General features: G+C 55.6%; 16 protein-coding genes and 1 tRNA gene. 13 read left to right on the forward strand and 4 right to left on the reverse strand.

What is annotated here, in order from left to right; translation table 11 throughout:
• Nucleotides 1-15: 15 nt before the first annotated feature.
• Complete coding sequence (locus ABGT73_RS05035; protein WP_346668722.1) at nucleotides 16-597, reverse strand: xanthine phosphoribosyltransferase; 582 nt, start codon at nucleotides 595-597, stop codon at nucleotides 16-18.
• A 308-nt stretch (nucleotides 598-905) separates the two neighbouring features.
• Between ABGT73_RS05035 and ABGT73_RS05040 the strand changes: the two genes are divergently transcribed.
• The 5 genes from ABGT73_RS05040 to ABGT73_RS05060 all read left to right on the forward strand — a co-directional run bounded on the left by ABGT73_RS05040 (nucleotide 906) and on the right by ABGT73_RS05060 (nucleotide 5,847).
• Nucleotides 906-2,159: an ABC transporter substrate-binding protein gene (locus ABGT73_RS05040; RefSeq protein WP_346668723.1), complete on the forward strand. Its 1,254-nt coding sequence runs from the start codon at nucleotides 906-908 to the stop codon at nucleotides 2,157-2,159.
• Nucleotides 2,160-2,387: 228 nt separating this feature from the next.
• On the forward strand, nucleotides 2,388-3,281 hold the full coding sequence (locus tag ABGT73_RS05045) for a branched-chain amino acid ABC transporter permease (protein ID WP_346670311.1): 894 nt from the start codon (nucleotides 2,388-2,390) through the stop codon (nucleotides 3,279-3,281).
• Nucleotides 3,282-3,291: 10 nt separating this feature from the next.
• The gene (locus ABGT73_RS05050) at nucleotides 3,292-4,365 is read left to right on the forward strand and encodes a branched-chain amino acid ABC transporter permease (RefSeq protein WP_346668724.1); all 1,074 of its coding nucleotides are present in this window, start codon (nucleotides 3,292-3,294) and stop codon (nucleotides 4,363-4,365) included.
• 1 nt (nucleotide 4,366) lies between these two features.
• On the forward strand, nucleotides 4,367-5,128 hold the full coding sequence (locus ABGT73_RS05055; protein WP_346668725.1) for an ABC transporter ATP-binding protein: 762 nt from the start codon (nucleotides 4,367-4,369) through the stop codon (nucleotides 5,126-5,128).
• A gap of 2 nt (nucleotides 5,129-5,130) precedes the next feature.
• Nucleotides 5,131-5,847 (forward strand): ABC transporter ATP-binding protein, encoded by a 717-nt coding sequence (locus tag ABGT73_RS05060; protein ID WP_007046417.1) that lies wholly within the window; start codon nucleotides 5,131-5,133, stop codon nucleotides 5,845-5,847.
• A gap of 50 nt (nucleotides 5,848-5,897) precedes the next feature.
• Here ABGT73_RS05060 and ABGT73_RS05065 read toward each other — a convergent pair whose 3' ends face one another.
• Complete coding sequence (locus ABGT73_RS05065) at nucleotides 5,898-6,473, reverse strand: DUF4364 family protein (RefSeq protein ID WP_346668726.1); 576 nt, start codon at nucleotides 6,471-6,473, stop codon at nucleotides 5,898-5,900.
• A gap of 88 nt (nucleotides 6,474-6,561) precedes the next feature.
• Nucleotides 6,562-7,470, reverse strand: a complete 909-nt coding sequence (locus tag ABGT73_RS05070) for a S1 RNA-binding domain-containing protein (RefSeq protein ID WP_346668727.1) — start codon at nucleotides 7,468-7,470, stop codon at nucleotides 6,562-6,564.
• 138 nt (nucleotides 7,471-7,608) lie between these two features.
• Here ABGT73_RS05070 and ABGT73_RS05075 point away from each other — a divergent pair, with 138 nt between their 5' ends.
• From ABGT73_RS05075 to ABGT73_RS05100, 6 genes are read left to right on the forward strand one after another with little or no spacing between them, the layout of a single operon-like run.
• Entirely contained in the window at nucleotides 7,609-7,797 is a 189-nt protein-coding gene (locus ABGT73_RS05075; protein WP_346668728.1) for a DUF951 domain-containing protein, read from the forward strand.
• A gap of 45 nt (nucleotides 7,798-7,842) precedes the next feature.
• Nucleotides 7,843-8,922 carry a peptide chain release factor 1 gene (gene prfA / locus ABGT73_RS05080; RefSeq protein WP_346668729.1) on the forward strand — a complete coding sequence of 360 codons (1,080 nt, stop codon included), beginning with the start codon at nucleotides 7,843-7,845 and terminating at the stop codon, nucleotides 8,920-8,922.
• A gap of 3 nt (nucleotides 8,923-8,925) precedes the next feature.
• Nucleotides 8,926-9,945, forward strand: coding sequence for an L-threonylcarbamoyladenylate synthase (locus tag ABGT73_RS05085; protein ID WP_346668730.1), 1,020 nt, complete (start codon nucleotides 8,926-8,928; stop codon nucleotides 9,943-9,945).
• Nucleotides 9,942-10,547 (forward strand): dephospho-CoA kinase, encoded by a 606-nt coding sequence (coaE, locus tag ABGT73_RS05090; RefSeq protein ID WP_346668731.1) that lies wholly within the window; start codon nucleotides 9,942-9,944, stop codon nucleotides 10,545-10,547. Before ABGT73_RS05085 ends, coaE begins: the two co-directional genes overlap by 4 nt.
• Nucleotides 10,540-11,130, forward strand: a complete 591-nt coding sequence (locus ABGT73_RS05095; protein WP_346668732.1) for a lytic transglycosylase domain-containing protein — start codon at nucleotides 10,540-10,542, stop codon at nucleotides 11,128-11,130. The genes coaE and ABGT73_RS05095 overlap by 8 nt, the downstream gene beginning before the upstream one ends.
• 22 nt (nucleotides 11,131-11,152) lie before the next feature.
• Nucleotides 11,153-12,544, forward strand: a complete 1,392-nt coding sequence (locus ABGT73_RS05100; protein WP_346668733.1) for an aminopeptidase — start codon at nucleotides 11,153-11,155, stop codon at nucleotides 12,542-12,544.
• A gap of 102 nt (nucleotides 12,545-12,646) precedes the next feature.
• Here the strand turns inward: ABGT73_RS05100 and ABGT73_RS05105 are convergent.
• Nucleotides 12,647-12,722: transfer RNA gene (locus ABGT73_RS05105), tRNA-Ala, on the reverse strand.
• On the opposite strand from ABGT73_RS05105, the gene ABGT73_RS05110 reads away from it, so the two are divergent.
• Nucleotides 12,708-13,520, forward strand: a complete 813-nt coding sequence (locus ABGT73_RS05110; RefSeq protein ID WP_346668734.1) for a sporulation protein YunB — start codon at nucleotides 12,708-12,710, stop codon at nucleotides 13,518-13,520. The two genes, ABGT73_RS05105 and ABGT73_RS05110, sit on opposite strands and share 15 nt — an antisense overlap.
• A gap of 58 nt (nucleotides 13,521-13,578) precedes the next feature.
• Nucleotides 13,579-15,564 (forward strand): NAD-dependent DNA ligase LigA, encoded by a 1,986-nt coding sequence (gene ligA, locus ABGT73_RS05115; RefSeq protein WP_346668735.1) that lies wholly within the window; start codon nucleotides 13,579-13,581, stop codon nucleotides 15,562-15,564.
• Nucleotides 15,565-15,586: the final 22 nt, after the last annotated feature.

Genomic DNA, 15,586 nt, shown 5'->3' on the forward strand with positions numbered 1-15,586 from the left:
CTTTTTGGTTATGAATCAGTCGTCTTGTTCGCGGAAGGTGAGGCCGGTGTCGCTCATCTCGCTGACGATGGCCAAACTGGCCAGCTTGTATCCCGCTGCGCGCAGCTCGGCACCGCCCGGCTGGAATCCCTTTTCAATGCAGATGCCGATGCCGCCCACTGTGCAGCCGGACTGCTTGCAGATATCCAGAAGACCCTTCATGGCCTTGCCGTTGGCAAGGAAATCATCCAGGATCAGGACTTTATCGCTGGGGGAGAGGAACTTCTTTGCCAGCGTAATGTCGTAGTCGCGACCGTAGGTGTAGGAGTGGACTTTGGATGTGTAGACCTCCCCGTCAATGTTCTTGCTCTTTGCCTTTTTGGCAAAAACAACGGGTACATCGAAATGGCGGGCTGTCATGCAGGCGATGGCAATGCCCGATGCCTCGATGGTCAGGATTTTGTTGATGCCGTCGTCCTTGAAAATGCGGTGGAATTCGGCGCCGATCTGGTCCAAAAGTTCGACATCCAGCTGATGGTTCAGAAAACAGTCGACTTTCAACACATTGCCGGGACGGACCTGCCCCTCCTGCAGAATACGCTGTTCGAGAAGTTTCATCTGCGAATTTGCCCCTTTCACGGATCATTATTATTGCTTACAACCATTATGGCAAATTCCGACGCGTTTTGCAAGTTCTTTACAATAAACGGATAGTATTTTTTGTCAAGATGGCAGATTGATAACATTTTGTAACTAAATTTTATGCAAATTGGACACAAAACAGGAGAATTTACTTTTCAACACTGTAAAATTGGAACATTGCGCTTTTGAGCGTAAAAGTCTATAATTCTTTTATACAACAGCACAGGGGTGTGCGGCCCGCCGCAAGGCAACATGTGCTGTGAAATTAGGAGGGTTAGAAAACCATGAAAAAAATCGTTAGTTCTGTTCTGGCGGCTTCTATGGTGCTGAGCCTGGCTGCCTGCGGCTCTACGGCGACTACGTCGGAGAGCAGTTCCGCGGCTTCTTCTGAAGCCACCTCTACCGCTTCTGCCGCGACCGGCGAAAGCGCTGGCACCGGCAGCTACACCGGTACCCCGATCAAGATCGGTGGTATCGGCCCTGTCACTGGCGCCGCTGCCGTGTACGGTACCGCCGTCAAGAATGCCGAGGAGCTGGCTGTCAAGGAAATCAATGCTGCGAACGGCAGCGATGTCTTTGAGTGGCAGTTCGAGGACGACGAGAACGACGCCGAGAAGAGCGTCAATGCATACAACACTCTGAAGGACTGGGGCATGCAGATCCTGGCCGGCCCTGTCACCACCACTCCTTCTGTGGCTGTGGCTTCCGAGACCGTGAACGACAACATGTTCATGCTGACTCCTTCTGCCTCTTCTCTGTCCGTTCTGTATGTAGATCCTAACGTGGAAAGCCCGGTGGCGCGCGGCAACGTTTTCCAGGTTTGTTTCACCGACCCCAACCAGGGCGTTGCTTCCGCTGACTACATCGCAGAGAACGGCCTGCCCACCAAGATCGGTGTGATCTACGATTCTTCCGATGCCTACTCTTCCGGCATCTTCGACAAGTTCAAGTCTGAGGCGGAGGCCAAGGGTCTGGAGATCGTTGCGGCCGAGGCTTTCACTGCCGACAACAAGTCCGACCTTTCCACCCAGGTTGCCAAGTGCCAGGAGGCCGGTGCTGAGCTGGTCTTCCTGCCCATCTACTACCAGGAAGCTTCTCAGATCCTGATCGCTGCCGACAAGACCGGCTATACGCCCAAGTTCTTCGGCTGCGACGGCATGGACGGCATCCTCTCCATCGAGGGCTTTGACACCTCTCTGGCCGAGGGCCTGATGCTGCTGACCCCCTTCGCTGCGGATGCCCAGGACGAGAAGACCCAGGCTTTCGTTTCCGCTTATGAAGCTGCTTACGGTGAGACCCCGAACCAGTTTGCTGCGGACGCTTACGACGTGATCTACTCCATCTACCAGGCAGTTCTGGCTGGCGGTATCAATGGTGATATGGATGCCAGCGAGATCTGCGACGCGCTCAAGACCCAGTTCACCAGCATGACCTTTGATGGCCTGACCGGTACCGGTATGACCTGGGATGCTACGGGTGCGATCTCCAAGGACCCCAAGGCTGTTGTGATCAAAGACGGCGCTTACGCTGCAATGTGATGAGGCCTGAAGCGGTTTTTATCTGAAATTCCGTTGCCAATGGAGCTGCCGGACACAGGGTTCGGCAGCTCTTTTTGGTGTTACAGGCTGCGAAAACAGTCATTTGCACAAAGAATCGGGCGAAAATGCCATTGTTTTGCCGGTGGAATTGTGCTACTATATACTATATTTCTGCATGTGTGCGGCTTTGTAAACAGCAGAAAGAGATAGAGTGAGGTGTTTTACGCAATGCAGTTTTTGTCCTACCTGATCAACGGCATCAGTCTGGGGAGCGTGTATGCGCTGATCGCCCTGGGGTACACGATGGTCTACGGCATTGCCAAAATGTTGAACTTCGCCCACGGCGATGTCATCATGATCGGCAGCTACGTCGTATTCTTCACCTTCGGTACTTCCGGGATGAACCCGATTCTTTCCATTGTACTTTCTATGGTCGTCTGTACCGTACTGGGCGTTGTGATCGAACGGGTGGCCTACCGGCCGCTGCGGGAAGCCCCGTCCCTGGCTGTTCTGATTACCGCCATCGGCGTCAGCTACCTGCTGCAGCAGGTGGCACAGCTGACCTGGTCCTCCAACCCCAAGAGCTTTATTTCGGTAATCTCCGGCATTCCGTTCCTGCAGCCGCTCAGCCTGTTTGGTGGTCAGCTGACGATTTCGGCGGAGACCATTGTCACCATTGTGGTCTGTGTTGTGATCATGGTCGTTCTGATCTGGTTCGTGAACAATACTTCGGCCGGTCACGCCATGCAGGCGGTCTCGGAGGACCGTGGCGCTGCCCAGCTGATGGGGGTCAACGTCAATGCCACCATCTCCTTGACTTTTGCCATCGGTTCCGCACTGGCAGCAGTTGCAGGTGCGTTGCTGTGCTCTTCCTATCCCACACTGCAGCCCACCACCGGTGCCATGCCTGGTATCAAAGCATTCGTGGCGGCTGTTTTCGGCGGCATCGGCTCGATTCCCGGTGCGTTCCTGGGCGGTATCCTTCTGGGTATTATCGAGAACCTGAGCAAAGCATATATTTCTACCCAGCTCTCGGATGCCATCGTCTTCCTGGTCCTGATTGTGGTGCTGATCGTCAAACCGACCGGTCTGCTGGGCAAGAAAGTCAATGTGAAAGTGTGAGGTGGCAGCGATGAATTTGAAAACAATGAAACGCTCCACGAAGAGCAACCTGATCACCTTCGGCATCGTGATCGCATTTTACATTATTGTGCAGCTGCTTTCCGCCGCGGATCTTCTGACCAACTCTTTTTCCGGTCAGCTGGTGCCGATCTGCGCTTACGTAATCATGGCGGTTTCGCTGAACCTGACTGTCGGTATTCTGGGCGAATTGAGCCTGGGCCACGCGGGCTTTATGAGCGTTGGTGCGTTCTCCGGCACGCTCCTGTGGGTTTCGATCAGCTCTACGACTCCCAAACCTCTGGCCCTGGTGCTCTCCTTTGTGGTGGGCGGTCTGGTGGCCGGTATCTTTGGCTTCCTGGTAGGTGTGCCGGTTCTGCGCCTGTCGGGTGACTATCTGGCCATTGTTACGCTGGCTTTCGGCGAGATCATCAAAAACGTCATGAACGCCTGCTATCTGGGCGTGGATGCCAACGGCCTGCACTTCTCCCTGAAGGACAGCAGCTCCCTGAACATGGAGGACGGCAAAGTGCTGATCAACGGCGCGCAGGGTATCACCGGTATTACCAAGGCGTCCAACTTTACCATCGGCATTGTACTGGTCATCGTGACGTTGCTGGTGATTCTGAATCTGGTGAATTCCCGTGCGGGCCGTGCCATCACTTCCATCCGTGATAACGAGATTGCAGCCCGTTCGGTGGGCATTCCCATCACCAAGTATAAGCTGATGGCCTTTGTGACCTCCGCTGTCTTTGCTGGCATTGCCGGTGTTCTGTATTCTCTGAATTATTCTTCGCTGGTTGCCAAGAAATTTGATTACAACACCTCGATTCTGATTCTGGTCTTCGTGGTGCTGGGCGGCATCGGCAATCTGCGCGGTTCGGTGATTGCCGCAGCCATCCTGACGGTTCTGCCGGAATTGCTGCGCAGCATGAACGATTACCGCATGCTGATCTATGCCATTGTGCTGATTGTGGTTATGATCTTCAACCAGAGCCCGCAGATGATTCAGCTTCGCAACAAGCTGACGGCGCGTTTCCGCAAGGAAAACGATGCAGGCAAGACAAAGAAGAAAGGAGTGGCGTAACATGGCTTTGCTGGAAGTCAGCAATCTGGGAATTGCGTTTGGCGGTCTGCAGGCTGTGGCACAGCTGGACCTTTCCATCGAAAAGGGGCACCTGTACGGCCTGATCGGACCCAACGGTGCCGGCAAGACGACGGTATTCAATATGCTGACCGGTGTGTACAAACCCACCGAGGGCAACATTGTTCTGGACGGCAAGGACATCACTGGGCAGAATCCCGAGGTGATCAGCCGGTCCGGCGTGGCACGTACCTTCCAGAATATCCGTCTTTTCAATGAGATGACCGTGCTGGATAATGTCAAGGTCGGTCTGCACAACCAGATCAAATACAATATGTGGACGGGGATTCTCCGGCTGCCTGCCTTCAAGGAGAAGGAGCATGAAATGAACCGGGAAGCCCACAAGCTGCTGAAGATCTTCGATCTGGACGGGGAAGCCAACTTGAAGGCAAGCCAGCTTCCTTACGGCAAGCAGCGCAAGCTGGAGATTGCCCGTGCACTGGCGACCAATCCGAAACTGCTGCTGCTGGATGAGCCGGCGGCCGGTATGAACCCTAACGAAACGGAAGAACTGATGCAGACCGTCCGCAGTGTCCGGGATCAGTTCGGTATCGCCATTCTGCTGATCGAGCACGACATGAACTTTGTTATGGGCATCTGCGAGGAAATCACTGTGCTGGATTACGGCCGTGTGATTGCCCGCGGTGATGGCAAGGCCATCCGCAACAACCCGAAGGTTATTGCGGCATATCTGGGAGGTGATTGACGATGGGGGAGATGCTTTCCGTCAAGAATATCAATGTCTTCTACGGTTCCATCCATGCCATCCGGGATGTTTCCTTCCATGTGAACGAGGGTGAAATTGTTACGCTGATCGGCGCCAACGGCGCCGGCAAGACCACGACGATGCATGCGATCTCCGGTCTGCTCAAACTGCAGAGCGGTGAGATCGATTATTGCGGTCAGACCATCAGCAAGATGGAAGCGCATAAAATTATCCGTCTGGGCCTGGCACAGGTTCCCGAAGGACGCCGAGTATTCAGCGGCCTGACGGTACAGCAGAATCTGCAGATGGGTGCCTATGTGCGCCGCGACGGCAAAGAGGCCATTCAGAATGACTTTGACATGGTCTTCGAACTGCTGCCGCGCCTGAAAGAACGCCGCAACCAGCCCGCCGGTACCCTGTCCGGCGGCGAACAGCAGATGCTGGCCATGGGACGTGCTCTGATGTGCAAGCCCAAGATGCTGTTGCTGGATGAGCCTTCCATGGGCCTGTCTCCGTTGCTGGTCAAGGAGATTTTCAAGATTATCCGGGAAGTCAACCGCAACGGCGTGACGGTGCTTCTGGTGGAGCAGAACGCGAAGATGGCGCTGGAAATCGCCAACCGCGCTTATGTGCTGGAGACCGGTACGATCAAGATGGAAGGGGAAGCTACCGAGCTTGCCAACAACATCGAAGTGCGCAAGGCGTACCTGGGCTGCTGATGCTTCCATAAAAAATCCCTGCTTGCTTGGCAAGCAGGGATTTTTTGCTATTATAACAAACCTACAGGCGGGCGGTCATCCTCGGTGCTGGGCTGCGTGAGCATATCCATCACCTTGGAGTAGATCTCGCTGCCGTGTGCGGTGAAGTTGTTCTTGATGGTTTCGGCGGTCAGCTTATCCGGCATGGCCAGCTGCAGGCGGAACACATCGCTGCCAAGGTCCCCGATGGCGCACCAGACAGTATACTCGCCGTCCTCTTCTTCCACGCGGGCCCGGTTCATGGCGGCTTTGTGGCGCCAGCTCTGGATCTGCATGACGGCACGGATGGCGCTTTCCCGCACGGTACGGGGAAGATCCAAAGCCAGGGTATCGGCGACGGTGGAACCTTTTTCGGTGATGGAATACAGGCCGGATTCGTCTTGCGCGACCAGTTGCTGCTTTTCCACGTCGACCAGTGCGTCAGCAAATTCAAAATAATTTACCAGCTGTTCCTGCAGCAAAGCACCTTGCAGGGTATCGCGCGTCAGCGGACCAGCCGTCTTGACCAGGTAACACAGCAGAATACGGATCTGCGTGTCGTCTGTAAGGCCGCCGGGCTTTACACCTGCGGTAAATGCTTCTGCCATGCTATCACGTCCTCGCCAATTTGTCTTTCTTTTTATTATACACATCGATCTGCACAGTGGCAAGAGACGGCCGGAAAAAAGTGCAGGTTCAGAAAATGGTCTCGATCTGTTTGTGGCTCTGGGGCGTGGAATAGGTCCACTTCTTCAGTCGGCCACGGGTCACAAAATAGTGTGGCTCGAAACGAAGCGGTTGGGAAAGATTCTTGTTGACGACCACCAGCTTGATTTTCATTTTGTCCGGCAGGATATTCTTGATGTATACGCTGACCGCCTGCCCGGGGTGAAGCGAGGAATCAGCTTCCGCCAGACCGGCCAGGTTGGGGGCAATCTCGATGAAGACGCCGTAGTCTTCCACGCTGCGTACGATGCCCACAACGGTTTCGCCGGGGGCAAAGCATGCGGCGTTTTCGCTCCAGGTGCCGAGCAATTCCCGCAATGTAAGCACAATCCGCCCCTGAACATCCCGGTTTTTGATGGCGCATAACAGCTGCTGCCCCACCTGGACACGGTCGTTGGGGGAGGAAATGCGGGAAACAGACAGGCAGTCGATGGGAAGCAGGGCGGAGATACCGCATCCGATATCGCAGAAGGCCCCGAAGTTTTCAATATGGGTGACGGTGCAGGGAATTACGCTGCCGGGCTCCAGAGCGTCGAGGTATTCGCGCCGGCAGCGGCGCTGGGAGGCGGCCCGGGAGAGAAGATAGATCTCCTGGCCGTTGTCTTCTACGGATGTCCCTGTGATGACAAAGCAGGTGGGACGCCCGACACGCGTGAGTACGGCAATGTCCTTGATGGCTTCTCCCGGTCCCACGTCCAGGCATTCGTCATGGGGCATATACCCCCGCTGGCCGCAGAGCTCAAACCGCAGACGGTGCTCATTGTCGTAGGCCAGGGCGGTGCTTTGCAGGATCTCGCCCGTTGCGATGCAATGATTCAGTTCCTCTTTGCTCAGGTGATTGGCGTTTCGGCAAAGGCCTTCGGCACGATATTCCAACATTTTCGGTTCCTCGTTTCTTGTGATTTCCGCTTTTGTATCCCCAGAAGCGGTTACTAAACTTTTATGCGGATGATTTGCAAAACAATACCGGCTGTACTATAATAAGAGAGCAAATTTACGGGAAAGGCGGTGCGCCGTATGGACGTACGGGTCGGAGATGTGATTCAGACCAAAAAACCACATCCCTGCGGTGCAAATCGGTTTGATGTACTGCGGGTCGGCATGGATTTCAAGATCCGGTGCCAGGGTTGCGGGCATGAAATTATGCTGCCCCGCGCCAAGATCGAGCGCAACATCAAAAAGATTTTGCGGGAGAAGGAGCAGTAGCTGTCCACACAGCTGTGAAAGTTTTGTGTGGAAAGGAACTGCTTTATGACCGAATTTTTGCAACTGCATGATGTGGAACGCCGGTACGAAGAACTGGCGCATCGTATGTCCGCGCCGGATGCCGCTGCGCAGCCGGATGTATACGCGCGTATGATGAAGGACTACAAAGAGCTTACCCCCTTGGTGGAAGAATATCGCCGGTATACAGCCCTGCGGCAGGAGCAGAAGGAAACTTCCGAAATGCTGCAGCAGGAGACGGACCCGGCGTTCAAGGCTATGGTACAACAGGAACTTTGCGAAATTGCCCGGAATCTGACGCAGAGCGAGGAGAGGCTGCGCCTTTTGCTGCTTCCCAAGGATGCTGATGACGAAAAAAGTGTCATTCTGGAGATTCGGGCCGGTGCAGGCGGCGAGGAAGCAGCGCTGTTTGCCCACAGCCTGTGGCGGATGTACACGATGTATGCATCCAAGCGGGGCTGGTCCTGTGAAACGGTCAGTGCCAATGAAACGGAACTGGGCGGGGTCAAGGAGATTATCTTTTCGGTGGAAGGTGCCGATGTGTACAGCCGTCTGAAATTTGAGAGCGGCGTACACCGTGTGCAGCGGGTGCCGGAGACCGAGACCCAGGGGCGTATTCACACCTCGACGGTCACGGTGGCAGTCATGCCGCAGGCCGAAGAGGTGGAACTGGAACTGGATCCAAAGGATCTGCGAATCGATACCTTCCGCTCCTCCGGCGCCGGCGGGCAGCATATCAACAAAACATCTTCCGCCATCCGGGTCACGCACCTGCCGACGGGCATGGTGGTGGAGTGTCAGGATCAGCGCAGCCAGCGGGAAAACAAGGAGCGGGCACTGACAGTTCTGCGCAGCCGTCTGCTGCAGCAAAAGCAGCAGGCCTATGACGAAGCCTACAACGAGAAGCGGCAGAGTCAGGTGGGAACAGGGGACCGCAGCGAAAAGATACGTACCTACAATTTTCCCCAGGACCGTGTGACCGATCATCGCATTGGCCTCACGCTGCGGAATCTGCAGGGGGTTCTGGATGGTGACCTGGACCGCGTGCTGGAGCCACTGATTCTGGCGGACCGGGAAGAAAAGCTGAAACAGCATAGTGAGGAATAAAAGATGAAAACACAGGTTTTGCCTGTATCGGAAGAAAGTATTGCGCTGGCAGCCAAGCTGCTGCAGCAGGGCGAACTGGTGGCGCTTCCCACGGAAACGGTGTACGGAATCGCGGCCGACGCCCGCAATGGGGAGGCTGTGCGGAAGATCTTTGAGGCAAAGGGGCGCCCCCAGGATAATCCTTTGATCGTGCATATCTGCGGCATGGACATGCTGCATGGGATTGTCTCCGAAGTGCCGGAACGAGCTCTCAAGCTGGCGGCGGCCTTCTGGCCCGGTCCGCTGACCATGGTCATGCCCCGGGGCGAGGAAGTCAGCGAGGTGACCTGTGCCGGTCTGGATACGGTGGGCGTGCGTATGCCCTCCCATCCGGTGGTCCAGGCAGTCATCAAGGCCAGCGGGGTGGCCTTTGCAGCACCGTCGGCCAACCTTTCCGGCAAACCGAGCCCGACCAACGCCCAGGATACTCTGGCGGATATGGACGGACGCCTGCCGCTGATTCTGGACGGGGGCGAAAGCATGGTGGGCGTGGAATCCACTGTGGTCTCGGTGACAGGGGAGCATCCTGTTCTGCTGCGTCCCGGGTATATCACAAAGGAACAGATGGAAGCGGTGCTGAGCGAAGCAGTGCTGGTAAGCCCGGCCATTCTGGAAAAACTCAAGGACGGTGAAGTGGCACGTTCACCGGGCATGAAATACAAGCATTATGCGCCCAAGGCGCAGGTGACCATCCTGCGCGGAGACTTTGCCGCTTATCGGCAATATGTGAAAGAACATGCCGGACCGGGTGTGTGGGCTCTGTGTTTTGACGGGGAAGGCGCGCAGCTGCCGGTGCCGTCCATTGAATACGGCCGGAATCATGATGGGGCTACCCAGGCACATCATCTGTTCACCGCGCTGCGGGATCTGGACCGCCATGGGGCACAGACCGTCTATGCCCGCTGCCCGGAACAGGATGGAATTTCCATGGCCGTTTATAACCGCCTGATTCGTGCGGCGGCTTTCCGGGTGGTGACGCTGTGAAAATCATCGGAATCACCGGCCGTTCGGGCTGCGGCAAATCCAGTGCGACAAATTTCTTGGCAGAGCAGGGGTATCCTTGTATCGATGCGGATCGTATCGCAAGGGAAGTTCTGCTGCCGGGCTCGGCGTGTCTGGCGCAACTGCAGGCGTCTTTCGGGCAGGATATTCTGGAATCGGACGGTACGCTGAAACGCCATTTGCTGGCAGACCGTGCATTCGCCACGCCGGAAGGCACCCGGACGCTGACCGCTATCACCCAGCCGGAGATTTTGCGCCGCATTGAGGAGCGGCTCCGGCAGGCAGAAACCGGCGGGGCCGGAATGGCATTTGTGGACGGTGCCGTGATTGTAGGCACACCTTTTGAGGCGCGCTGCGATGCCCTGATTTTAATTACGGCGCCCTATGAGACCAGTGTGCAGAGAATCTGTTCCCGGGATGGCATTTCAGAAGAAATGGCGCGGCGGCGTCTGGACGCCCAGACACCGCTGGAGGAGTTACGGAGGGCGGCAACGGTGGAAATCGTGAATGATGGAACGGTGCCGCAGCTGATCGAGCAGATCAAGGCGTATCTGGCATCCCTGAGAAAGGAGGAACATGGCTAAGAGAAAAACTCTTTACAAGTTGATACAAAGAGGTCTGGCAGTCCTGCTAATTCTGGCGGCGATCGGAGCAGCCTTGTTTGCTGTCTTTCAGGATAAGATCAATCGGTGGGAATATCCCATCGAATATGCAGAGTACGTGACCTATTACGCAGACAAATATGAAATCGACCCGCTGATGCTGTATGCCTTCATCCGGACCGAGAGCAATTTCGACCCCATGGCGGACTCCGATGCAGGAGCCCGAGGGCTGATGCAAATCACCGAGGTGACCTTTGACTGGATCAAGTCGAAAATTGCCCCCACGGAGGATCTGACTTTCGAAGATCTGTATGACCCCGAAACCAACATCCGGTTCGGCAGTTACTTCGTGAGTTATTGTCTGCTGCGGTATCAGGACGATCTGGCCACAGCCGCTGCGGCGTATCACAGCGGTTGGGGGACAGTGGACGATTTGCTGGCCCAGGAACAGTATTCTGCAGACGGCAAAACACTGGACCACTATCCCTATCCCCAGATGAGGCTGTACGTCAAAAAGATCACCAGCAGCTATCAGCACTACCAGGAAATCTATAATGCATCGTGATGCATGAAAGGAAGTTGTAACCATGCAGACTACCGAAGAACTGAAGAAGTTGCTTTACAAGAATGAAACCGTTGCCGATATGGCCCCGGAGGCCCTGCAGGCTGCGCAGGAATTCTGTGAAGGATACAAGGCATTCCTGAACCACGGAAAAACAGAGCGCGAGGTGGCGGCTTACAGCGAAAAGCTGCTGCTGGAAGCGGGCTATAAGCCTTTCGTGCCCGGCCAGAAACTGGAAGCGGGTGCCAAAGTGTACACCATCAACCGCCACAAATGCGTGCTGGCGGCAACCATCGGCACCAAGCCGATGAATGAAGGATTCCATCTCAATATTGCACACATTGACTCGCCCCGTCTGGATCTGCGCCCGGTGCCGGTGTTTGAAAAGAACGGCCTTGGCTATCTGCGTACCCACTACTATGGCGGCATCCGCAAATACCAGTGGCCCACGATGCCGTTGGCACTGCATGGGGTGCTGTATCGCGCCGACGGCAGCAAGGTGGAAATCAGCATCGGTGAAAAGGAAGAGGATCCTGTCTTCTGCATCACCGATCTGCTGCCGCACCTGAGTGCCAAGCAGAATGTCAAGCCGCTGAACGAGGGCATTACAGGTGAGGACCTCAACGTCCTGATTGCCTCCCAGCCCATCGCCGACAAAGAGGCCGAGCAGCGCGTCAAACTCAATGTGCTGGGAATGCTGTATAAAGCTTACGGCATCACGGAGCGGGACTTCACCCGGGCGGAGATTGAAGTGGTTCCGGCCTTCAAAGCGCGGGATATCGGTCTGGACCGTGCCCTGATCGGCGCCTATGGCCATGATGACCGCGTGGATGCTTATCCGGCCCTGATGGCGGAAATCGGGGTAAAATCTCCCGCTTACACCACGGTGTGCGTGCTGACGGATAAGGAAGAAACCGGTTCCGACGGTGTGACGGGCCTGCACAGCATGTATACCTTCCATTTCCTGCAGCAGCTCTGCGAAGGCCAGGGCGCCGATTACATTACGGCCTGCAAGGCCGGCAAGTGCCTGTCGGCGGATGTTACGGCGGCCTTTGATCCCACCTTTGCCGATGCCTTTGAACCGGACAACGGCACCTATGCAGGCCATGGCGTAGCCATCTATAAGTACACCGGCGCCCGCGGCAAGTCCGGTACAAGCGATGCATCGGCGGAGCTGGTCAGCTACCTGACAGGTTTGATGGACCGCCACAATGTGGTCTGGCAGATCGGTGAGATGGGCAAGCTGGACCTGGGCGGCGGCGGAACAGTAGCCAAATTCGTGGCCAACCAGGATATCGATACCATTGATATCGGCGTTCCGGTACTTTCCATGCATTCGCCCTTCGAGGTGGTTTCCAAAGCGGATGTGTACATGGCTTATCTGACCTTCAAAGCGTTCTGTGAAGACGCAGAGTAAGCCGTTAGTCTTTGCATAAAAACAAGCGGGATGCCATGGCATCCCGCTTGTTTTTTGTGTAAGACAAAAAGAAAAAGCGGACTGAATTTCAGTCCGCTTTCTTGGTGGAGATGAGGGGGATCGAACCCCTTACCTCCTGCATGCCATGCAGGCGCTCTCCCAGGTGAGCTACACCCCCATAGGTTGTCAGAACCAATCCCTGACGACGTCTGCTATTATAGCAAACGAAAACCGAAATGTCAACAACTTTTTTTACTTTTCTGTGAATTATGGGGAAGGACAATTTATTGGCTTCAGGCATAGAATGGCGGGCACGGTTGCAAAAGGAGGTGCGGAGGCCATGCGTCGGACCTTGCCAAAGGAAAAAAGACGGTTTGCTTTCCGGCTGAGGCTTGGACTGTGGGGAATTGCGCTGATGGTTGCGGCACTTCTTTTCAATGCATATGTGAATTCGGAAATTCGCCCGACCCTCATGGAATTGGCTGAATATGAGGCGCGTGCCATTACGCTGCAAGCCATTCACGAAGCAGTCAGCCAGACCTTGGAGGATACAGGAGCGAAATCTACGCGCTTTTATACGAAAACGGAAGCGGGTGTGCAGATTGATACCGCAGCGGTCAATCGTTTCCGCAGCAGACTGGTGCAAGCAGTTCAGGAACGGATGCAGGAATTGCCCGAACAGGAATGCAGAATCCCTTTCGGAAGTCTTACCGGGAATTCTTTGCTCAGCGGTCATGGCCCGGCGTGGACAGTGTCTCTCCGGCCGGAAGGATATATGGAAGCTGAGTGGCAGGAAAAGACCGAATCACTGTCCATCAATACCACGCGCTACACTGCCGAAATCCTTTTGCAGGTTACCGTCAATATGATTCTGGATGGCCGCACCGAAACACTCACGGTTACCGATTCGGTTCCGATGGTCAGCATCCTGCTGCAGGGGGGAACCCCTTCGTTTTATGCGCAGGCGCTGGATTGAAGTAAATACATGGAATGTGGTATAATACCCACATCTGAAATAGGGAGTGAAAATGTATATGGAGCGGGAACAGGCACGCAAGCGCGCAGAAGAGTTGCGTGCTGTGATTGAGAAAAACAATCGGTTGTATTATGATCAGGATGCCCCCGAACTGGAGGATTTTGAATATGATGCGCTGACCCGGGAACTCAAGGCAATCGAGGCAGAGTTCCCGGACCTGATTACGCCGGATTCCCCCACGCAGCATGTGGGCGGTACGGCCAGCAGCAAATTCAGCAAAGTGACCCATGCCGTCAAAATGGAAAGCCTGCAGGACGCATTCTCGGAGGATGAACTGCGGGAATTTGATGCACGCGTGCGGGAGGCGGGTATCCGGCCGGAATATGTGGTGGAAGCCAAAATCGACGGTCTGTCAGTCAGTCTGGAATACCGCGATGGCCGTCTGGTGCGGGGTTCCACACGCGGCGACGGTACGGTGGGGGAAGATGTGACGGAAAATCTTGCCTCCATTCGGGATATCCCGCAGCAGCTGGAGAATGCGCCTGCTTTTCTGGAAGTGCGCGGCGAAGTGTATATGCCGCACGCTGCCTTTTTGAAACTGAAGGAGCAGCAGGAACTGGAAGACAAGACCCCCTTTAAGAATCCCCGCAATGCGGCAGCAGGTTCGCTGCGGCAGAAAGACGCAAAAATCACGGCGGAGCGTGGGTTGTCCATCTTTGTTTTCAACTTGCAGCAATGTGAGGGGCGCAGTTTTACCACGCACCATGAAACGCTGGATTATATCAAATCCTTGGGGTTCCCGGTCTCTCCGCGGTATAGCGTGTTTTCCAATATTGAAGATGCCATCCGGGAGATCCAGACCATCGGGCAGCTGCGCGGAACACTGGAATTTGATATCGACGGCGCGGTGATCAAGGTCAACGACCTGGCCGCCCGCCGCGTTCTGGGCAGTACCAACAAATTCCCCCGCTGGGCAATTGCCTTCAAGTATCCGCCCGAGGTGAAGGAGAGCGTTGTGCGGGATATCGAAGTCACAGTGGGCCGCACCGGCGTGCTGACGCCAACCGCGGTGTTTGACCCGATTTCCCTGGCGGGTACCAGTGTGTCGCGGGCCAGCCTTCATAACGGGGATATCATCAGCAGTCTGGGCGTCGGAATCGGGGATACCATCCAGGTTCGTAAGGCGGGAGACATTATCCCCGAAGTGATTGCGGTATCGGCTCATGGGCCGGACAGCAAGCCCTTTGCGATGCCGACCGTGTGTCCGAGCTGCGGGGCGCCGGTGGTGCATCTGCAGGATGAAACCGCGCTGCGCTGTGTGAACCCGGAATGCCCGGCGCAGAGCCTGCGCAACCTGATTCACTTTGCATCGCGCGATGCCATGGCCATCGACGGTCTGGGCGAAGCGGTGGCAATTCAGCTAACCGAGAAGAATCTGGTGCACACGGTGGCGGATCTGTACTCGCTGCAGGAGGAACAACTGCTGACACTGGACAAATTCAAGAAAAAGAGCGCCCAGAATCTGTTGGCGGCCATCGAATATTCCAAGTCCAACAACCTGGATAAACTGTTGTTCGGCCTGGGAATCCGGAATATCGGGGATAAGGCGGCGGCTTTGCTGGCGGAGCACTTTGGCAGTATGGAGGCGCTTCGCGCGGCCAGCGTGGAACAAATGTGCGAAATTGACGGGTTTGGTGTCGTCATGGCGCAGAGTGTGCGGGAATTTTTCGATAAGGAAGGAACCAGTGATCTGCTGACCCGGCTGGAGGAGGCCGGGGTCAATATGAAGTGGACGGGCACCCCCAAGGGCACCGCTCTGGCAGGTAAAACGCTGGTGGTTACTGGCACACTGCCCACACTGTCCCGCCAGGAAGCGGAAGCGCTGATCGTGCAGAATGGCGGCAAAGCGGCAGGCTCTGTTTCCAAAAAGACAAGCTACGTGGTCGCCGGAACGGCGGCCGGATCCAAACTGACCAAGGCACAATCCCTCGGGATTCCTGTGATTGATGAAGCAGGACTCTACGCACTGATCCAGAATACCTGATTGCCAAGCGCCCTCCTGGGAG

Origin of the sequence: uncultured Subdoligranulum sp. (assembly GCF_963931595.1) — a bacterium.
Taxonomy (GTDB): Bacteria; Bacillota; Clostridia; order Oscillospirales; family Ruminococcaceae; genus Gemmiger.